The following is an 18,056-nucleotide window of genomic DNA, read 5'->3' on the forward strand; positions in this document are numbered from 1 at the left end:
GGTGCCATCTGGCACCCCTTGGTTACGTTTTGCCAGGCTTACTGGCTAGCGGTTGGGTTATTTACGCTGTTACTAGATCACCACCGACTGATGAGGCTGGACGATAAATTTCCATTGCCGCACGCGCTGTGGCTTTGAGTGTTACCATATCTTTGGTGAAGTTATCATCATGACTGTCTGACATTTCAACGATGATTCCACGACGATTGGTAAATTGAGCTGACATTGCTAGGGCTGATACCAAAAACTTACCAGACGTCATTGCGCTGGTTTCTACAACAGGTTTACCCCATACCGTTTTAGTATTTTGCATACGTGGATTGGTACTAATGTACTCACCACCTGTCGCTTTTATCAAATCGATATTGGCGCAATCAGCAGGGTTTAAAAATACCGCATCGACCATATAGCCGTTTGCCTCCACCTGAGCGATAGCCCGGCGAATATTTTTGTATTGATCATCACCACTTGTTGCCCCGGCAAGCGCGGTATAATTACCCGTTTTAAATAAACCACTTAGATTTTGCCCCGTTCCGTTACCCACAAGTGTTTGTGTATCTTTGCGCAACTCTACGCCGTAGCGTAAGCGGCCATCAATGTAACTGGTGATAATAGAGTTATCTTCCACCATTTGTTTACTAAGATAAATAAAATGACCAATGTTACGAACTGGCGCACTGACCAACTCAAAAGTGATCGCAGATTCTGGATAGGCGGTATCACCTTCGGCTGTTTCTGCAGCGGCATTGGTATATGCCAGCTCGCGTACATATTCCACCGCATTGCTGTTGGTTGTACCTTGCGGTATAACATCCAGTACACGCAATGGCATAGCAATTCCACTAATTACACCGGAGCGGCGATCAGGTGCAACGGTAACATCACTACCAACAACGATATTATTTTCAACTTCAAAAGATGCTTTTGTTGAATTACCTGCAGAAAAGCCTTTATAGGCGTCTGAATCTGTAAATTGAGCCCCAACCGATTTAACCGCATTTTCAACATCATTTTGGCTAGTGCCTTGCTGCTCAAGCTCTAATACTTGGGCTGTAACCTCTTCAATTTTGTTGGTTAAGGTATCTAATTTTTGAGCATTATCAGCCCCAATTTTGCCGTGCTTTTTCACCTCTTCATTTGTGGCGCTAATGGCTTTTTTAACTTCATTATTAATGGAGTCAAGTTGGTTTTTTACGTCTTCTGGTGTTACTTGTGGCATGAGATATTCCTCAGTTAAGTTTAAAGTTTTTAAGGGTATTAAAAATAGCTTCGGTATGATCTACAGGCTCACCCTGCATAATATCCTTAGCTTTGCTGACCAACGCAGTGGCCAGCGATTTGGAACACCCACCAGACTCTCTCAGGACGTGTTCAAAATCTTTGATGTTGTTAATCTTTCCAACAATTGTACTCACTGGACATTGAGTTAATGCCGTGGGTAAATTGTCAAAACGACTGGTAAAATCATGGCTTAGGGCTGCAATTTTTATTTCGTCATCGACGGTAGTGGCGAACCCCATTTCCAGCGCGTCGGTGGCGTTAATCCATGATTCTGCAACTAACATTTTCATTAGTTCGCCGTCATCGATATTGATGTAGGGCGAATAAGTGGCGGCAAGTGCTGTTGTCATACCATCTAGAAAGTCTGCGGCTTCGCGTAGCTCTTTTGCTTTGCCGTAAATACCCAATGTAGGTTCGTGGATCATAAGGTAGGTATTGGCTGGCATGATCCGCTCATCTCCAGCCATAAATATGATTGATGCGGCTGATGCAGCTGCACCTAATATATGTGTCACCACTTTAGCACTGTGTTTACGCAGAACATTGTAAATAGCGATACCTTCAAATGCGCTACCGCCAGGGGATTGGATGAAAACATTAATTTCATCGGCTGTTTGGTTTTCGATTTGGTAAATAACATCATCACTACTATTACCCCAATCACCGACAACCCCATTGATATGCAAATTTATTTTACCTGGGGCGGCGTTTTCTATTTTAAAAAAGCCTTTAGCCATTGGTTGTTACCTCTTTTGAGTCGTTACGGCCTACTGAGGGCGCGGGGTTTAATTTTTTTCCGGATCCATCTGGCATTTCTGGAAGATTGAGCACTTCGCGACCCTCATCAGGTGTCATGATTGGCCCACCTACCATGCCTTTAATATATTCCATTTGAGTTTTGCTATCGCCGCGGGTTAATGCGCTAAAGTCATAATCGAATTGATGATTAACCCGTTCAGCGGGGGTGAATAATTTTTTTTGTATTGCTTGCTCCCACCGGCTGGCGTAAGGATTTAACCCTAATCGGTACCAGCCGATTAATATTTGCTCAATACTGCTGCCTAGTGTGGTGGTATCTTGAGTTTCACCTATCAGCACTGGCGGCACATTACCAAAAAAGCGGCAAATATCTTTTAGCTGAAAGTGGCGGGTTTCCAGCATTTGCATGTCGGATGGGCTCATTTGTATTTGTTGATACTTAAAGCCGGATGGCAATACGAGTAGTCGCTTGGACTCTTCTTTTTCTTCGGCAATTTCTTTAAAATTTTCACGCGTCAGGTTGCGCTGTTCTCTGGTTAATGTGGCATCGGTGTAAAGTACCCCGCTTGGTTTACCGCCATTAACAAAATATTTGCTTGCGTAAGTATCAGCAGCACTGGCTAGCCCAACTGAGTTACGAGCATAAGCCAAAGGACTTAGGCCAACTAAACCATTCCCAAATAACCGGATATGTAAAACATTTTTATCACTTAAAACTGTTACATCTGAACCATGATACCAGTTATGTACAACACTCCCGTTTTTGAGCAACTCTGTTTGAACGTGCTGAGCTGGCAGTGGCCAAAGTGCAACAACTTGTTGCGCGGTGTTGCGCTCTATTCTGGCATAGGCGTTACCATGCAACACTAAATTTAGTTGCATGGTTTCAGTAAATTCCACTTGAGTCATCCGGCTATTGGGCGTTCTTGTTAAAATTGTAAGCAACCGGTGACTTGTTATTTTTTCACGTTGGCCATTATTTATTTTGTACATACGTAATGGCAGGCTGGCGAATACCTCTGATAACAGCCTTGCACATGCCCAAACTGCCGAAACTTGTAATGCCGTGTTTTCTGTTACTAATGCAGCTGATGCAGTGTTATATAAATCGGGTTCACCAGACTGATCGCCCACTTCTACACCGGTGGCGTTACCGCCAAACCATGTGCGTATACCTCTGAATATTTTCATATTGTTATAGGATTTCTCAAAAAGTCGTCTAGGGCTTCGGTGCTGCCATCATCAAGCACCATTGAACGACCCAACGCCATGATTGATGCGGCGGCTGGATCTATTTTTTCGCTTACTTTGGATTTGTCGTACTTGATGTCGCCAGCAGCATTAATCGTGGCAACCACATTGCTCATAGCAAAGGTGAGTAATGCATTATTGTGTTCAACCTTGCCGGATAATGTCAGGCGTAACATTTCTTTCATTGGGGCATTAATACTGCCTGTACCCTGCCCCATCGCTACCATAGGCAACTCTAATTCAAGTAAATCGGTAACTAATTGAGAGCTATTCCAGCGATCAAATGCTATTTCTTTGACTTCAAATCGTTCACAAGCCGCTAGAACGTCGCGTTTTATAAATTCGTAATCACAGGTATTACCCGGAGTTACAATTAATTCTCCGGACTCCCTGAATTTTTGGTAAAGGTTTTTTAAGTGGCCACCTTTTTTCATGCGCTTTTCAAATGCGTATTCGCAAATATAACCACGAGTTAGTAATCGGTGTTTACCGTTGGACCGTTTAAAGTCTAGTGAGAATGCACAAAGATCTTCGGTTGATGCTAAATCAAGTGCGCCGAAGCAAGGCTGGCGATCTAACTCGGAGCCTTCACCTTTATGCCAACAAGATTGTTCTTTAAATTCTGGTACCTTGCATTCGTTCCATTTTTCCATATTCATCCATGCGGTTTCACCGTAAACCCATATATTTAACCGCTTGGTTTGGAACTCAACACGAGCGGTGGGCATTTCCTTTGCCTTGTTACATTGCTCGATCATGTCGTGAAGGCTAACCGATACTCCCAAGTTTGGATTGGCTTTTATCCAAACCTCTGGATCGGTCCAGTCGTCTTCGTCGTCGAGCGTATAAATTATTGCAAAGGTGGAGTCACATTCTTTTTCTGGTATTGATCCTTCCAGAACTTTAATTGCGTAACCGCGTAGCTCATAACAAAAAGAATTATGATTTTTACCGGCTGTTGTAATACCCCACATAATGGGCTGACGCCTGGCACCACGACCAGACTCAAGTACATCCCAGATGCCAGAGTCAGGATGTGCGTGCATTTCATCAACCAGCCCAGCGTGGACGTTAAATCCATCCATGCTGTTGTAATCTTTCGATAGCAATTGAACTTTGCTAGCGGGTGAATTCTTAGTATTTGCGTGAATTACATTGGTTTGTGGATTTAGTTTTGCGCTAAGCGTTTTATCCATCCTGACCATCTGTGCGATAGAATCAAAAACCTCTCTCGCCTGCTCGCGCTTAGTAGCAGCGCAATATACCTTTGCGCCAGGCTCGTAATCTCCTGCAACTAAATAAGTTCCTACACCTGAAATTTTTGTGGTTTTTCCGTTTTTTCTGGCTATCTCTTCATAGATATTTCTAAACCGACGGTGGCCAGTTTCAATACTGACCCAACCAAAAACGTTGGCAATAATAAAAGCTTGCCAAGGTTCAAACTGCAGCGTTTTACCGGCCCACTCACCCTGGTAATGCTTGCAATAATCTTCAACAAAATAAAAAACTGCTGCAGCGGCCGGTTCACTAAATACCCAACCACGTTCACTTGCTGTTTTTAAATCGCGATACCAACGTTCAACAGCTAGTTGAACATATCGACAAGATAATATTTTTCCCGATTTTACATCTGCAGCATAAGCATAGGCTTGGTCAAGGTAATGGCGACCAGCATCTGCTATCTTGACTACTGCGGCCATGGTTACAGGTCAAACGCACCCTGGTTCGGGTTCTCAATTTTTACCCGCTGACGGCCAGCAACAGTGATACCGAATTTAACGCACAACTTTTCGTACTGCTTTGAGTAACGATCCCATTGGATAGCCCAAGGCGTTAATTGCTGGTAACCATTAGGCGTTTCTTGAAACTGCCCATCTTCCTGAATTTTTTGTTCTGCTTCTTTCATACCAGCATAAGCAGTTGCCAAAATACACAATGCGCCCTGATCAATTCTGGCAATCAAGCCAGCTTTGAATAGTTGCTTTACTAAATCGCGATAATGTTTCTTTGCCTCAGAGCTTAACCATGCTGGACAACTTGGAGCCTCACCAACCAGACCTTGAAATAAATCTGGCTTAGATTCAGGATCTTTTTTCTGATCAACTTTTCGTGTCAGTGGTATGACGTTATTTGGTTGACTCATATTTATTTACCATAGGTGGGTTTTAACCCCCCCCTTAAAAAATTTGGACATCGTGAAAGTTTGCTTAGGGTGGCGGTGTCCTACAGAATTAAGCCTGAGTTTTAGTACCCCCCCGTGCATGAGATTCAGAAATGGTTTTATCTTCATGGCAATCATCACAAAGACTTTGTAAGTTGTTTGGATGATCGGTTCCACCTGCAGTCTTTGGTACTAAATGATCAACTTGGTTTGCTGGTTGATAAATTCCTCTAGCGCTGCAAGAAACACACATCCAATTATCACGGGCTAGAATTTGCTCCCTAATCCTCCTCCAAGCCCTAGTGCTTCCCTTACCTTTCCATGCGCTTAATCTTACGTTCCATCCAATCGATTTATCCTGATGCTTGTCACAAAATCCATTATCGTTAGTAGTAGCGCGCTTACATTCTCTGCACTGCCGGGCGGCTTTTATAGGCATTAATACTTAGCTTCCAGCTTTGATATGCGCTTTCCGTTATCATCAATCTGCCGTTGTAAGTTTTGATTAATAGCGTTAGCGACAGAACCTGTATACCTATCGTCTGCAGCGGCTTTAACGCTATTAGTTAATGATTGCATTTGAGCAGTTAACGTTGCGACCTGAACAGTTAACTTAGACACCTGCTCTTCCAGTTGTTTAATTGTTTGTTGTGAATCGTTGAACACAAACTGAGATAGAAAAATAACAATAGCGATTAAAATACTACCAAGATTATTAGCCAACACAGGGTGTCCCTTTCTTCTGTCGTTTAAAACCTTGGTATTCAAGACTTACGCCAAACTTTTAGGCCAACAGCTGCTAAAACAACTGTTTGCATCATAAATCCCATATCAATACCGGCGGTGGTTAACGCCTTAATTGATTCGACCCCTGCAGTTACCAGGCGTGCATCATCAAAAAACACCACACACACGCTGCCAATCACAAGCATTGCCAATGGCGACGTAATTAAAATAGTAACGTACTCATCTTTCCATGAGTCATTTAAACCATGGGCGCTAATGGCTTCCCATTCTGCATCAGTTAACGTTACTTTTTGCTGTCCATCTTGAATAGATTGACTTAACTTAGCTTTGGCCGACTCTGCCAACTTCTTGCGATCTTGCTTGGTTTTAAAAATATCAACCACACCACCTATCAGCTTAGTGATAGGAGACGCCAACGCACTAAACCAATTCATAACCACTCACCTGTAGCCATTTGATTAGCCATAGTCTTGGCGCGTTTAGGTGTCTGCAAGCTCCACTTGCTATCCAGCATTTCGCGGGATGCACTGTCATACTGCTGCTCAGACAAACAAGACAACGCCTTCTTAAACCCCAATAAACCACTAATACCCAACTGAAAACACATATTGATCAACACCGCTTGGCGCGGGCCATTATGCAACCCCATATTGATATACTTATGGCAAGACTCCTCAGCATTGGATAAATCACGCAACAACAACGCCTCAGCCTGCTCATCCGTAATAGCAAAAGATTTTAACTTTTCGATATAAGTCGGCTTTGACAATACATCACCAAAAATCATTCTTTGCTCATCATCTGTTAAACCATTAGTTTCCAAGTTACGACCATAACCAATCGTCCAGAAACCTTGCGAACACAGATACGCCAACAAGCACCTCCCCTCGAAAGACTTAACCTGATCGACAAGTAACTCGTAATTCATTCGTTTCAACCAATAAAAAACCCGCCAGACGGCGGGTTAACAAGGAAAACAACACAAACAAAAAAGCCCGAAGGTGTTAACCATCGGGCTTTAAAGCGTAGCTCTGCTGAGAGTACGTGAAAAAGCATAGTTTTTGTCTGGACGTCTGTCAACTATTTTTTTAAGCAGCGATTCTGACCGCATCCCTAGCCACCCAGACCACAATCTCACCAATAATGCTCGATACCTTATCCTTATTGAGTTTCGGCAATAAATTACTTATATCGCGATAACTAAAACCAGCAACAAAATACATACGAGCAATTTTAGGATACAACGGATCAAGATGCACCATATCAGCCACGCTAGCATCAATCATGTACGCATAATCAGCAGTTATCACCAAAGGGTTACCGTTTCTATCCAAAGCAACATCGCGCTTAATATCCAACCTCTGACATTTACAAACTGGCAAATAATTCTCGCGGGAAAACAACCCCCACTGCGCAAGATCATCCTCAGCCTGTTTACGGACATCAATCACCCCACTCATTTAATGCCGCCCCGCTTTAGCTTCGAACCCAGCTCAGCCAACCGCTGATTAAAAGCCTCAGGCACTTTAGGAATATGGCCATCAGACATATACACATTAATCGGTATAACCTCCGGTGGTACATAAGTAATAGCTTTGCGAACCTCCGGCAACGTATCTTCGCACGCTCGGGTAACCCAATACGAATACTCCAAATCAAACAACTCACGGGCATCATGTTCTGGCATTCGATAAACTTTAAACCCCACCCGTTCCGCTGTTAACGCCACCACACGATGACTAAAAACAAAATTATCATCGCCCTTACTTACACCATAGCGCCTTATCACCTCAACAAACGCATCATCCACGGACGGCAAATTCAAATCCTCAGCGCTAGGTTTACACAACTGCGCAAACTGGTACGGATTAGGTCTAAACTTCAAAGTCTTACACTTCCTGATCCCCAACTTCAATTGATCAGACGAAATACGCAAATCCACCAACTGCTGAGCATACTCACGCATCACCCAATCTTGCATTTCATCATCCGGAAACTTATTAACAAAATCCGGAAAATAAACCGTAAAAATCGGTTTAAGACTTCCTTCCAGCGCGGTTTGGACTCTCGTCAAGTACTGTAAAGTCGACCCCTCCTGTGGCGATAGCTTGTTGTTTGCATCTACTGAGCGTCCTTGCGGTTGAATTTTCATATCTTCCATCAGCTTGCTTACCGCTTGCATAATGCCCCCTCGTTTTACGCAAAATATTTACCCGGACAGACGCACAATATTTTCGCCATTGCCCAAAATGAGTTGCCATGCTCGCATTCACACCCTCGTAATCAGGAGTAACCTGCCAAGCAACAAATAACGCCTCTAATTCCTCATCCGGTATTACCAACCCCACCGAATTTGCCAATCGACTAAACTGCCCATCAAAAATCAACTGCGCGCGCGTATATATATCTTCTTGTTCAGTTAAATCAGTTATGTGTCGTTCATCCGGTTTTTTGAATTTCACCACATTTTCGCCACACCCCTTTAAAATAGAAGGCTCTAGCGAATTTACCGTCCGTGTCGTTCCCGTGTCGCTCTCGTGTCGTTCCTCATTTTGGGCAGAAAAAACCCTCTTAGCGTTAAAACTCGCCAAAACACAGCAATACTTAGCCGCCTGAGCACTATGGATACTCCCCTTTTGCACTAACTCAATCAGCCCACAGCGCAATAAAAACGCCACCGCATGCCGGATTTTGCTTTTACTCGGCTTTGTTGGCTCTCGCGTAGAACCGCGCGGTGGGTGACACTCCATCGCCTGGCGCATACCCGACAAACTCACCGACACCACCCCCGACTGGTAATCCATATTCGCCCTAAAACAGCGTATATACAGCGCCAACACAAACGGCGGCATATCCAGCTCAGCCAACGCCCCATACTCAACCTGGTTCATAAGTCCCCCCTAACACATAGGTTAAGCACCCTACTGCGGCCAACGGGCCAGACACAATCACAGCAAGGCACTTACCGATATATTCAGCAATAACGCATTGGTGATGGAAACTGCCTAGCCAAGGCGCTTACGAGACGCTAGGTGTTTCAGCGTCAGCCTTCATCCCAATACACCCTGCACTTATGGTGTGCAGGAACCGGTTTATTTAGGAATTTCAGCTATGCGCAATTCACGTGAGCCATAAACTGTGAAATCAACACTTTCGCCATCTTCCACATAAATATTTTGCCCATCCTTTTCCCCATCCAATACTTGAACTTCTACATGAGTAGTTGTTTTGTCGCAATGAGCTGCAACAGTTACTGTTGTCGTCATAATCATCTCCAAAATAATGTTTGAGTTACATTTGTTTTACTTTCACCTGCAAACCCGCAATAAAGCGGGTGCGGGGATAGTCTTTCCTACCAGTCTTCTAAGGCGGCTGGTTTGGCGTCCCTCACCAGCCTTTCTGTTGTATTACTTCTTACCTCTCGCCCTTAGCGCCCTGCGCTTTTTCGCCAATCGTTTACCGTGGGCAGGTGGCGCTGAATGTTTACTCAACCCACAAAAGTTAGCCCGCACATACCCCCGAGAAAGCGAGCTACCCCCAATATCATTAAAAAAGTGATGTGGCAGCGGTTTACCAGCCCTGCGTAGCGAGCTTGCAGCGTTAACCTCAGTAAATCGAGAGTCACCAGCAAGGGTTAAAAGAATGGATTGCAACAAAGATGAATGATTAAGCCCCATCAGACTGGCCTCCGGTAAGTTTTTGGAAACAACTAAGATCATGCTGCACATCCTGCAACACATTAGAAATAGAAGGGTCAAGCAACTGCGAAAGACGAAATAACACCTGCTGTTTAAGCGTAAAGTTATCTATTTTTTTGGGGTTAGACAGCGCAAACAGCCTTTCCAAATTCCCAAAAGAACGCCGAAGATCATCAGGCAAAGGAAGATCAACAAACTCACCTTCCGCTAAATCCTTAAAACTCACCTCCGAATCATCTTGCAAAACAACCTCAAGCAAAGAGGGATTGCTGTCCGGAGTAGGAAGTTGATAAAAATAACCATCCGAAACCCCACCAGCAGTTGTTTTTTTTAGATGATCAAAAACTCTATCAACTGCCTCACATGAATCATTAATGGAAGGAATATCAAGGTTTAAATCAGCATCACTTGACGCCCGTATCACAGGATCATCCGTCGGCCCCGTCTTAACTTGCTTAGTCCCCGGCAAACTCCACCAGCCGCTTGGCGACTTAACCAACCGATTTTTAGCCCTCAACTTACCCAACCTTTGCGACACCATCACCAAATCGGTTAAATCAGACGCCTTTAAAATTTGAGACCGACTATACTGCTTGCCAGGTTCAAACAGCCCCACCAACTCATCATCCGACATTGCCATGCTATTTACCCCGCTTAGATTTTTTATTGTTAACCAACACCCTGATTAAATCCTCAGGCGCCAACCAATATTCACCTACCAATGCATCGTAATAACGCACCATCACTGGTTTAGAACTCGTCACCTCAACCACTCGGCCAGAGGTTTCGCCATCAAACACATGCACATCATCCGCATTAATAATGCTGCTACCCTTAGCCCCACGTATGGGCCTAACAACATCATTTGGCGCAAAACACACAGCCCGATTAGGCGGTAAACTTAAATAAGGCATCAACACTCACCCTGAAAACTTAAAGCCAACAAAAGCAACAGCGCTATAGCGCTATCAGGTATCATCCCCAAACAACCGCTGCTCAACCTCATCAAGCCAATTATCCAGCGCAATGATCTTTGCCCTGCACCATCTACAAAACCCATTTTTTCTAACCAGCGGCTTAGTAGTAGCCCCACGCCCATTATTTATTGCAACCAACGTTTTCAATGTGCACTCCTTAAAATAAAAGAGCGCCAACAACGACGGGGAAACTGGAATAAAGCCCGTCATAGCGCATAAAAACCATTAATCCTTAGCGACACTCGCCAATAAATTCGCCTTCATACGGGTAATAATATTCAACGCGTCATCCAGGCTACCGCACAAGGTCTCAACCTCCTGCGGGTCCAGCTTGCCATCCTCCAAAAATCGGTCATACAGGTCAGCAAAATCCCCGTCCACCTTCTGGCGGCGCATAATCATGCTCACAATATTGGTTTGGTTTGGCTCTGTTGAGGGGTTTTTAAACATCTGGTAATCAAACGCCCTAACCAGACCATCAATCAGCGTTAAATCCCCGCTTTGCGCCGTGACCGCCACAATGGTTTCAAGGTCCAGTAAATGGGTATCGCGCAAGGGGTTAAGTTTGTCATACAGCCGCCCCTCCCTAACGCCCATCCGGGTAGAAATTAAATCCATACGATTAACCGCCACAAACGCCTGGCGGGCATCATCAATACATTGCGAATTAACATTAACGGGTCGCGGGATTTGCTTAGCCATATCAACTAGCCTTATCTAAAAGAGAATCATCGTTTGAGGAAATTGAATTGCCACGCAATACACCCCAATCAACATCAGGCCGTAACTGCTCGCAGCGAAACTTGCCTTCGCTTAGCTTCTCTATATCCGGGCAACGCTCTGCGGGAAGTTGCTTGCGCCACTTGGATACTGCCCACGGAGTAACCTTGAAATATCTAGCCAACACCGTAGGGCCACCCAGGTATGTAATTGCTTTTGATACTTCACTTTCTGCCAAATCGGACATATTAAAGCCTTAATTGCTACTTTGAGTAGCAATATACAACTTAAAATAGCAATGACGCAACTACTTTTGATCACTAAAATGCAACCTATGGTAGAAAAACCCCAATATCCCGAGTTTGCGGCTCGATTAAATACGGTTATCAAAGCGGAAAATATGTCTGTTAGAGAACTGTCGCGCTGCATGAAAGTAACGTATGAAATGGCCCGTCGTTACACATTAGGAACAGCCAAGCCCAGAGAAAATAAAATCGCTGATTTTGCTGATGCTACTGGGTACTCTTTGGCGTGGCTGGATAATGGCGAAGGTGAAGAGAAATTACTAAAAAACAAAGATCTATTTGCAATAAACGAATCAAAGAAAAACTACAATATAAGTTTGGAAGCGCAGCAATTGATCAAATTGATAGAAACTCACGATTTAAAAAACAGCAGAGCAGCGAAAACCTGGAATAGTATAAGTCAAATAATAAACAGCTTTGATTAAAGTAAAGGAACTAATAATGAGAATAATGATAATTGCGCTAGTGTTAATTATTTCCGGTTGTGCCACCCCCAGTTTTAACTACTCCCCAACAAAACTAGACATAAGTGAACCGCCGATAGACAGTATTAATACAGCCTATATTGGCGAAAGACTCCTGTCGCAAGGTAGCTTTAGTATGCGAAAGGTCCTGATCATAGATAATCAGATAGACTTTGGGGGTTATGACGTATTATCTGGGACGTATTTTAAAACTGGCCAAGACGCGAAATCGGAAACTTACATCCCTGATCCAGATAGCGGCGCTGCGATAATTAAAAGTTTTATTGCTGACCCACCAAAAGCGATAATGATATTCCCCGCAAAAAATGAAATATGTGTAATAACAATATTTAACGGAAAAAACTGCGAAAGGAATATTCAATATACCCTCACCGAAAAACCAATTGCAGAGCTAGACGCATATCAACAAACGCTTATTTATAATGGTAAAGTTGGGGATAAAATTAATGTAGGATATAGGGAGTTTAGTAACTCTATGGCCCGGCCAGCCTTCAATAACAATGTTGAGTATGATTTAAGTCAATCAAAAATAATAGGTTACCGCTCGGCCAGATTAGAAGTGCTGGAAGCCACCAATGAATTTATAAAATATAAAGTAGTAAAAAACTTTAACTAACATTCTTCCCTTCTCATATAAAACCGGCATTTGCCGGTTTTTTTTCGTTTTATAACACCATACTCTCGATTTATTCTACTTTTAGTTGTTGACATGCTACTTTTAGTAGTCTTTAATGCTACTTAAAATAGCAAAAGTAGGAACAGCCAACATGCAAACCCAAACAAAAAAAATCACCAGCATAAATGAAGCCGCAATCTTGGCCGGGCTGGATGAACTCATAAAACTGGCAGATTATAGTAACAGCCTGCCAAATATCACCATTGCCCATCACTACGAACAGTCCAGTAACTCACTGGCGCTGCAGGTAATTGACCACGGCGCGCTAACACTATCAAAAATAATCTACTTTCAGGATCGGGGCGGGGTAGAGCAACTGCAAACCGTCTGTAACCAACTGCGCCAAATAATGCCCGCGCCCAAAAAAGCCCCCATCATCGCCCCCGTAGTGCAACTATTTAGCGGCAGCGTATTTAACTTAAAAAATCCCACCTGGGGCGCATTTGACATACAAGACATCGCCCACAGCCTCGCGCACATTTGCCGTTTTAACGGCCACACCCGCGAGTTTTACAGCGTAGCCCAACACAGCGTGCTGGTTAGCCAAATAGTACCTGCAGAACACGCTCTAACCGGCCTACTCCACGACGCCGCTGAGGCCTTTTGTGGCGATGTCGCCACCCCACTAAAACAAATATTGCCCGACTACCAGGCAATAATCACCAATATAGAACAACACCTGGCAAGTCACATCGGCACCACCTACCCACTGCCAGAATGCGTCAAACAAGCCGACATGCAACTGCTCGCCACCGAAGTGCGCGACCTTATGCCAGCCGATGGTGACTACTGGGCATGTATTGCCCATGTTACCCCGCTGAAAGAAACAATCACCCCGCTTAGCCCCCAAAAGGCAAAGCAACAATTTTTAGACCGATTCTTTCAACTGATTAGTCAACCAAAACTGGTTGGCTAATAAAACCCAATTAAACAACCGCGCCATCAGGCGCCCAACAACACAAAAGGTAACATTATGAGCAACACAACAGCACAACCCACCCCAGTACTAGACGAGTTCTTAAGTGAAGTCGACACAGGCGCATTCCACCGACAACTCACCGCATTTTTGCAAGAAGTAGCCGGATCCGTCAGCCGGTTAGACAAGCCAGGCAAACTAATGATGCAATTTGACATCAAGCCCGCCAAAAACACCGCCCAAACCGGAGCCGGTAGCAAAGTAACGGTTATTGCCAAAAGTAGCTACATGCGCCCCACCAATGCCGGGAAGATCGCCGAAGAATCCACCAGCGAAACCCCAATGTGGATCAACAAAGACAACAGCATAACCCTACTGGCCAAAAGCCACCAGGACATGTTCAGCAACGACAACAAAGTCGCCAGCCTGAATAAATAACGGCAAACGCCCCCCTTAACCCGCAAATAAAAAGGACCATAAAATGTTAGATAAAGACGCAATATTAGAACTGCAAAAAGCCGCTACTGCCCAAGAAGCCACCCGAGCACTGGTAGAAAGCTACCAATCTGGCGTACAGCAGGACTCAGAAGTACCCGCAGCCGTCGCCCTGCCCGACAACTTTAAACTGGTAGATATTGAGCAATACCTACCCACCCGCACCCGCTTTCGCGGAAATTACAAAACGCTCGACATCCAAAGCTTTGCCGAATATTGCGGTGACAACGCAAAAGAATCCGTACCCACCGCCACGCAAATATTTATCAACGAAAAAGCCATGCAAGCCACCGCCATATTTAACATAGGCGACATTGGCACCCCAGGTCATTGCGACCACACCAGCCAGCTTGAACTGCCAAAATCAGCCGCCTACAAAACCCTGCTTGATACAGTAAACAGCCGTATTGACCAGCAAAGCTTTAGCGACTGGCTGGAAGACTGGGGCGGTAATATCAGCGTAATTGGCCTAAGCGGCGAAACCATGCCACTCGCCCTGGCTGTTAACGCCGTGCGCAAAATCAGCGTAGAACGCGCCCGCGAAATCGAAAGCACCGTTGGCCAGTTTGAAAACAGCGCCAGCGTAAGCGAACGTGTCGCCGCCAAAAATAAAGACGACCTACCCGCCTACATCACATTCACCTGCAGCCCATACCACGGCCTGATCGAGCGACAAATAAAAGTGCGGGTATCACTACTAACCAGCCGCGACGACCCCGCTTTTACCCTGCGCATAATTGCCGCAGAAGAACTAGACGAGCAAATCGCCAATGAATTTAAGGAATTAGTTATCACCAAAACCAAAGCCCTTAAATGCAGCGTCTACCTCGGTAAATTCGCCGCCTAAAACCGACGGGTTCGCCCGTCTTTACGTTTTTTAATATTCACTAACTGGTGAATATTAAAAAACGTAAAAACAAGAATATTCATTGGTTACGAGTGGAGATTTTAGAGTGTTATTCAACGAACTACTAATAGATAACTTTGCAGGTGGTGGCGGTGCCAGTCAGGGCATATACCAGGCCACCGGGCGGCATGTGGATATTGCAATTAATCACGACCAATCAGCAATAGATATGCACACCATGAATCACCCAAGTACCGAGCATTTTTGCGAATCAGTTTGGGATGTAAACCCCGTTCAGGTAACCAAAGGCCTGCCCGTTGGCGTTGCCTGGTTCAGCCCGGACTGTAAACATTTTAGTAAAGCTAAAGGCAGCAAACCCGTAAATAAAACCATTCGCGGGTTAGCCTGGGTTGCTGTTCGCTGGGCGGCTACCGCCAAACCCCGTGTTATCTATTTGGAAAACGTCGAAGAGTTTAAAACATGGGGGCCGCTGGTTAATGGTGAACCCTGCAAAAAACGCAAAGGGCAAACCTTTAACGCCTTTATTCGTGCATTACAACGGCTTGGCTACCAGGTAGAAACAAAAGAACTGCGCGCCTGTGACTACGGAGCACCCACCATCCGTAAACGTCTGTTTTTAATTGCCCGGCGGGATGGTCAGCCAATAAAGTGGCCAAAGGCCACCCATGGCGACCCAACAAGTGACGAAGTAAAAAAAGGAAAATTAAAACCATGGCGCACCGCCGCGGAATGTATCGACTGGTCGTTACCTTGTCCGAGCATTTTTGAGCGTAAAAAACCGCTGGCAGAAAATACCCTGCGCCGAATTGCCAAAGGTATTCAAAAATTTGTGATAGATACCCAAGAGCCATTTATTGTTACCTGCAATCATGGGGGAATTGGGTTCCGAGGACAAAGTATTAATGATCCAATGTTAACCCTGACCGCCAGCCGTGATGCTCATGGTCTTGTGCAACCGGTTTTAACCCCATTTATTACCGAACACGCCAACGCCAGCAACCAACGCAATATGCCTATTGATGAACCGCTGCGCACTATATGCGCCCAAGTAAAAGGTGGTCATTTTGCAGTTGTAGCGCCAACCTTAATTCAAACTGGATATGGTGAACGTAAGGGGCAAAGTCCGCGAGTTCTCGATTTACATAAACCTCTTGGAACTGTTGTGGCGGGTGGGCAAAAACATGCATTAGTTGCGGCGTTCCTTGATAAGTATTACGGCCCAAAGTCTGATAATGAAGTAAGGGCAGTTAATATGGCTGAGCCTATTCATACCGTCACCACTGAAAATCGCTTTAGCGTGGTGACCAGCCATTTAATGAAACTACGTGGCACTTGCCAGCACGGCCAGCCTATTGAGCAACCCATGCCTACCATAACGGCTGGCGGTAATCATGCAGCCGAAGTACGCGCATTTTTAGTTAAATACTACGGCACCAACATCGGCCACCAGGCAAACGAACCCATCCAAACCATAACCACCAAACACCGGTTTGGCTTGGTCACCATCCACGGAGTGGACTATCAAATAGTGGATATTGGTATGCGTATGCTGCAACCGCGCGAACTGTTTTTAGCCCAGGGATTCAGACCGGATTACATTATTGATGTAAAACCAGACGGATCACGAGTAACCAAAGCCGACCAGGTAGCCCGCTGCGGCAACGCCGTACCACCACCATTTGCCGAAGCACTAATCCGCGCCAACCAGCCCGAATTATGTCAACAAGCAAACCAAAGTGAGGTCGCCTAATGTCCCTCGCCCTAGCCTACAAAAACACACAAAACAGCGACGGAGACAACGATCTGGCGCAAACCCCGTGGCCAATAATAAAGCAGCTCGAAATAATCACCGGCTACAACATCGCCTGGGACGTATGCTGTCAAATTCAAACCGCCAAAGCCCCCCGGTTTTACACCGGTGGCCAAGAGGATGACGCCCTAAAATTAAGCTGGTACCACGACATGTACGGCCACTTCGAAGAATACGAAAACCCGCCCCGCAACTGGGCCGCCTACATGAACCCGCCATTCTCAAAAATGAAAGAATTTACCAAAAAAGCCAATGAAGAAGCACTAAAAGGCGTAGTGGTTATCGGCTGCGTAAAAGACGCACCCGACACAGGATGGTACCAAGAATGGGTAGAAGAAACCGCCACCGTTATTATAAAACCCACCACCCGGATACAGTTTTTAAAACCCGACGGTAGCCCATTTAAACGGTGGGATAAAAAGCAAAAAAGATGGACCAAAAGCGGTGCCAACTTCCCTGTTTGCTTCCCCGTGTGGACATCCATCCGGCACCTGCAAACACCACCAATAATCCGTTTTACACCAGAAAAAGGAACAAAATAATGCGCAGAACCACATACATAATTAACTACCTGTTAGAGCACGGCACCACCCGCGCAGAGCACTTTTTAAACCACTTTAACATGGCCCGCTCAAGCCTGCGTATTACCATAAAAAACATAAACGACACAGGTAACTACAAAATAAACGTCGACTACAAAGGCCGCGCCATCCACAAATTAAGCGTCGTAAAGTTAAACAAAAAAACCAAACGGCATCACCGCAAAGCCGCCCCAATGACTATTGGAGAAAGACAAGGCTTAAAAATAACCGAAACAAACTACCTAAAAGCGTGGCAAAAAATAGCCACCGACCCCGTAAAACGGTTACACAACCCCGCCTTCTGGCCAACCACCCAAGCGGCATAG

25 protein-coding genes are annotated in these 18,056 nt (G+C 45.0%); 8 read left to right on the forward strand and 17 right to left on the reverse strand.

Annotated features, from left to right (window positions below; all coding sequences use genetic code 11):
• Positions 1–61 precede the first annotated feature (61 nt).
• From ACTD55_RS07860 to ACTD55_RS07940, 17 genes are all read right to left on the reverse strand, one after another.
• On the reverse strand, positions 62–1,219 hold the full coding sequence (locus ACTD55_RS07860) for a phage major capsid protein (RefSeq protein ID WP_438863772.1): 1,158 nt from the start codon (positions 1,217–1,219) through the stop codon (positions 62–64).
• A 10-nt stretch (positions 1,220–1,229) separates the two neighbouring features.
• On the reverse strand, positions 1,230–2,018 hold the full coding sequence (locus ACTD55_RS07865) for a head maturation protease, ClpP-related (RefSeq protein WP_438863773.1): 789 nt from the start codon (positions 2,016–2,018) through the stop codon (positions 1,230–1,232).
• Positions 2,011–3,231 (reverse strand): phage portal protein, encoded by a 1,221-nt coding sequence (locus tag ACTD55_RS07870; RefSeq protein ID WP_438863774.1) that lies wholly within the window; start codon positions 3,229–3,231, stop codon positions 2,011–2,013. The genes ACTD55_RS07865 and ACTD55_RS07870 overlap by 8 nt, the downstream gene beginning before the upstream one ends.
• Complete coding sequence (locus ACTD55_RS07875) at positions 3,228–4,991, reverse strand: terminase large subunit (RefSeq protein ID WP_438863775.1); 1,764 nt, start codon at positions 4,989–4,991, stop codon at positions 3,228–3,230. The genes ACTD55_RS07870 and ACTD55_RS07875 overlap by 4 nt, the downstream gene beginning before the upstream one ends.
• Positions 4,992–4,993: 2 nt before the next feature.
• Complete coding sequence (locus ACTD55_RS07880; protein WP_438863776.1) at positions 4,994–5,434, reverse strand: phage terminase small subunit P27 family; 441 nt, start codon at positions 5,432–5,434, stop codon at positions 4,994–4,996.
• Positions 5,435–5,522: 88 nt separating this feature from the next.
• On the reverse strand, positions 5,523–5,891 hold the full coding sequence (locus tag ACTD55_RS07885; protein ID WP_438863777.1) for an HNH endonuclease: 369 nt from the start codon (positions 5,889–5,891) through the stop codon (positions 5,523–5,525).
• Positions 5,891–6,220: a hypothetical protein gene (locus ACTD55_RS07890; protein WP_438863778.1), complete on the reverse strand. Its 330-nt coding sequence runs from the start codon at positions 6,218–6,220 to the stop codon at positions 5,891–5,893. Before ACTD55_RS07890 ends, ACTD55_RS07885 begins: the two co-directional genes overlap by 1 nt.
• On the reverse strand, positions 6,217–6,633 hold the full coding sequence (locus ACTD55_RS07895) for a hypothetical protein (protein ID WP_438863779.1): 417 nt from the start codon (positions 6,631–6,633) through the stop codon (positions 6,217–6,219). The genes ACTD55_RS07890 and ACTD55_RS07895 overlap by 4 nt, the downstream gene beginning before the upstream one ends.
• Positions 6,630–7,127: a glycoside hydrolase family protein gene (locus tag ACTD55_RS07900; RefSeq protein WP_438863780.1), complete on the reverse strand. Its 498-nt coding sequence runs from the start codon at positions 7,125–7,127 to the stop codon at positions 6,630–6,632. The genes ACTD55_RS07895 and ACTD55_RS07900 overlap by 4 nt, the downstream gene beginning before the upstream one ends.
• A gap of 160 nt (positions 7,128–7,287) precedes the next feature.
• On the reverse strand, positions 7,288–7,659 hold the full coding sequence (locus ACTD55_RS07905) for a hypothetical protein (RefSeq protein WP_438863781.1): 372 nt from the start codon (positions 7,657–7,659) through the stop codon (positions 7,288–7,290).
• The gene (locus ACTD55_RS07910; protein ID WP_438863782.1) at positions 7,656–8,273 is read right to left on the reverse strand and encodes a replication protein P; all 618 of its coding nucleotides are present in this window, start codon (positions 8,271–8,273) and stop codon (positions 7,656–7,658) included. The genes ACTD55_RS07905 and ACTD55_RS07910 overlap by 4 nt, the downstream gene beginning before the upstream one ends.
• Positions 8,236–9,090 (reverse strand): hypothetical protein, encoded by an 855-nt coding sequence (locus tag ACTD55_RS07915; RefSeq protein ID WP_438863783.1) that lies wholly within the window; start codon positions 9,088–9,090, stop codon positions 8,236–8,238. Before ACTD55_RS07915 ends, ACTD55_RS07910 begins: the two co-directional genes overlap by 38 nt.
• A gap of 201 nt (positions 9,091–9,291) precedes the next feature.
• Positions 9,292–9,465 (reverse strand): hypothetical protein, encoded by a 174-nt coding sequence (locus ACTD55_RS07920; protein ID WP_438863784.1) that lies wholly within the window; start codon positions 9,463–9,465, stop codon positions 9,292–9,294.
• A 400-nt stretch (positions 9,466–9,865) separates the two neighbouring features.
• A complete protein-coding gene (locus tag ACTD55_RS07925; protein WP_438863785.1) occupies positions 9,866–10,537 on the reverse strand; it encodes a hypothetical protein in 672 nt (223 codons plus the stop codon).
• Position 10,538: 1 nt separating this feature from the next.
• Positions 10,539–10,811 carry a hypothetical protein gene (locus ACTD55_RS07930; RefSeq protein ID WP_438863786.1) on the reverse strand — a complete coding sequence of 91 codons (273 nt, stop codon included), beginning with the start codon at positions 10,809–10,811 and terminating at the stop codon, positions 10,539–10,541.
• Between the two features lie 288 nt (positions 10,812–11,099).
• On the reverse strand, positions 11,100–11,576 hold the full coding sequence (locus tag ACTD55_RS07935; protein WP_438863787.1) for a phage regulatory CII family protein: 477 nt from the start codon (positions 11,574–11,576) through the stop codon (positions 11,100–11,102).
• A gap of 1 nt (position 11,577) precedes the next feature.
• Positions 11,578–11,841, reverse strand: a complete 264-nt coding sequence (locus ACTD55_RS07940) for a transcriptional regulator (RefSeq protein WP_438863788.1) — start codon at positions 11,839–11,841, stop codon at positions 11,578–11,580.
• A gap of 51 nt (positions 11,842–11,892) precedes the next feature.
• Here ACTD55_RS07940 and ACTD55_RS07945 point away from each other — a divergent pair, with 51 nt between their 5' ends.
• The 8 genes from ACTD55_RS07945 (at position 11,893) to ACTD55_RS07980 (ending at position 18,056) form a co-directional block, all read left to right on the forward strand.
• A complete protein-coding gene (locus tag ACTD55_RS07945; RefSeq protein WP_438863789.1) occupies positions 11,893–12,324 on the forward strand; it encodes a hypothetical protein in 432 nt (143 codons plus the stop codon).
• Positions 12,325–12,340: 16 nt separating this feature from the next.
• The gene (locus ACTD55_RS07950; protein ID WP_438863790.1) at positions 12,341–13,000 is read left to right on the forward strand and encodes a hypothetical protein; all 660 of its coding nucleotides are present in this window, start codon (positions 12,341–12,343) and stop codon (positions 12,998–13,000) included.
• Between the two features lie 151 nt (positions 13,001–13,151).
• Positions 13,152–13,976 carry a YfbR-like 5'-deoxynucleotidase gene (locus tag ACTD55_RS07955; RefSeq protein ID WP_438863791.1) on the forward strand — a complete coding sequence of 275 codons (825 nt, stop codon included), beginning with the start codon at positions 13,152–13,154 and terminating at the stop codon, positions 13,974–13,976.
• Positions 13,977–14,033: 57 nt separating this feature from the next.
• Positions 14,034–14,414, forward strand: a complete 381-nt coding sequence (locus ACTD55_RS07960) for a hypothetical protein (RefSeq protein ID WP_438863792.1) — start codon at positions 14,034–14,036, stop codon at positions 14,412–14,414.
• 43 nt (positions 14,415–14,457) lie between these two features.
• A complete protein-coding gene (locus ACTD55_RS07965; protein WP_438863793.1) occupies positions 14,458–15,318 on the forward strand; it encodes a DUF2303 family protein in 861 nt (286 codons plus the stop codon).
• A 106-nt stretch (positions 15,319–15,424) separates the two neighbouring features.
• Positions 15,425–17,089 (forward strand): DNA cytosine methyltransferase, encoded by a 1,665-nt coding sequence (locus ACTD55_RS07970; RefSeq protein ID WP_438863794.1) that lies wholly within the window; start codon positions 15,425–15,427, stop codon positions 17,087–17,089.
• Positions 17,089–17,691, forward strand: a complete 603-nt coding sequence (locus tag ACTD55_RS07975; RefSeq protein ID WP_438863795.1) for a DNA N-6-adenine-methyltransferase — start codon at positions 17,089–17,091, stop codon at positions 17,689–17,691. Before ACTD55_RS07970 ends, ACTD55_RS07975 begins: the two co-directional genes overlap by 1 nt.
• Entirely contained in the window at positions 17,691–18,056 is a 366-nt protein-coding gene (locus tag ACTD55_RS07980) for a hypothetical protein (protein WP_438863796.1), read from the forward strand. The genes ACTD55_RS07975 and ACTD55_RS07980 overlap by 1 nt, the downstream gene beginning before the upstream one ends.

It is taken from the genome of Neptunicella sp. (genome assembly GCF_048268085.1).
Classification (GTDB): Bacteria; Pseudomonadota; Gammaproteobacteria; order Enterobacterales; family Alteromonadaceae; genus Neptunicella.

What these genes read in the sequence shown, in the direction of transcription:
- ACTD55_RS07860 (WP_438863772.1), bottom strand. Translation starts at nt 1,219, where the DNA reads ATGCCACAAGTAACACCAGAAGACGTAAAAAACCAACTTGACTCCATT.
- ACTD55_RS07865 (WP_438863773.1), bottom strand. Translation starts at nt 2,018, where the DNA reads ATGGCTAAAGGCTTTTTTAAAATAGAAAACGCCGCCCCAGGTAAAATA.
- ACTD55_RS07870 (WP_438863774.1), bottom strand. Translation starts at nt 3,231, where the DNA reads ATGAAAATATTCAGAGGTATACGCACATGGTTTGGCGGTAACGCCACC.
- ACTD55_RS07875 (WP_438863775.1), bottom strand. Translation starts at nt 4,991, where the DNA reads ATGGCCGCAGTAGTCAAGATAGCAGATGCTGGTCGCCATTACCTTGAC.
- ACTD55_RS07880 (WP_438863776.1), bottom strand. Translation starts at nt 5,434, where the DNA reads ATGAGTCAACCAAATAACGTCATACCACTGACACGAAAAGTTGATCAG.
- ACTD55_RS07885 (WP_438863777.1), bottom strand. Translation starts at nt 5,891, where the DNA reads ATGCCTATAAAAGCCGCCCGGCAGTGCAGAGAATGTAAGCGCGCTACT.
- ACTD55_RS07895 (WP_438863779.1), bottom strand. Translation starts at nt 6,633, where the DNA reads ATGAATTGGTTTAGTGCGTTGGCGTCTCCTATCACTAAGCTGATAGGT.
- ACTD55_RS07900 (WP_438863780.1), bottom strand. Translation starts at nt 7,127, where the DNA reads ATGAATTACGAGTTACTTGTCGATCAGGTTAAGTCTTTCGAGGGGAGG.
- ACTD55_RS07905 (WP_438863781.1), bottom strand. Translation starts at nt 7,659, where the DNA reads ATGAGTGGGGTGATTGATGTCCGTAAACAGGCTGAGGATGATCTTGCG.
- ACTD55_RS07915 (WP_438863783.1), bottom strand. Translation starts at nt 9,090, where the DNA reads ATGAACCAGGTTGAGTATGGGGCGTTGGCTGAGCTGGATATGCCGCCG.
- ACTD55_RS07920 (WP_438863784.1), bottom strand. Translation starts at nt 9,465, where the DNA reads ATGACGACAACAGTAACTGTTGCAGCTCATTGCGACAAAACAACTACT.
- ACTD55_RS07925 (WP_438863785.1), bottom strand. Translation starts at nt 10,537, where the DNA reads ATGGCAATGTCGGATGATGAGTTGGTGGGGCTGTTTGAACCTGGCAAG.
- ACTD55_RS07930 (WP_438863786.1), bottom strand. Translation starts at nt 10,811, where the DNA reads ATGCCTTATTTAAGTTTACCGCCTAATCGGGCTGTGTGTTTTGCGCCA.
- ACTD55_RS07935 (WP_438863787.1), bottom strand. Translation starts at nt 11,576, where the DNA reads ATGGCTAAGCAAATCCCGCGACCCGTTAATGTTAATTCGCAATGTATT.
- ACTD55_RS07940 (WP_438863788.1), bottom strand. Translation starts at nt 11,841, where the DNA reads ATGTCCGATTTGGCAGAAAGTGAAGTATCAAAAGCAATTACATACCTG.
- ACTD55_RS07945 (WP_438863789.1), top strand. Translation starts at nt 11,893, where the DNA reads ATGACGCAACTACTTTTGATCACTAAAATGCAACCTATGGTAGAAAAA.
- ACTD55_RS07950 (WP_438863790.1), top strand. Translation starts at nt 12,341, where the DNA reads ATGAGAATAATGATAATTGCGCTAGTGTTAATTATTTCCGGTTGTGCC.
- ACTD55_RS07955 (WP_438863791.1), top strand. Translation starts at nt 13,152, where the DNA reads ATGCAAACCCAAACAAAAAAAATCACCAGCATAAATGAAGCCGCAATC.
- ACTD55_RS07960 (WP_438863792.1), top strand. Translation starts at nt 14,034, where the DNA reads ATGAGCAACACAACAGCACAACCCACCCCAGTACTAGACGAGTTCTTA.
- ACTD55_RS07965 (WP_438863793.1), top strand. Translation starts at nt 14,458, where the DNA reads ATGTTAGATAAAGACGCAATATTAGAACTGCAAAAAGCCGCTACTGCC.
- ACTD55_RS07975 (WP_438863795.1), top strand. Translation starts at nt 17,089, where the DNA reads ATGTCCCTCGCCCTAGCCTACAAAAACACACAAAACAGCGACGGAGAC.
- ACTD55_RS07980 (WP_438863796.1), top strand. Translation starts at nt 17,691, where the DNA reads ATGCGCAGAACCACATACATAATTAACTACCTGTTAGAGCACGGCACC.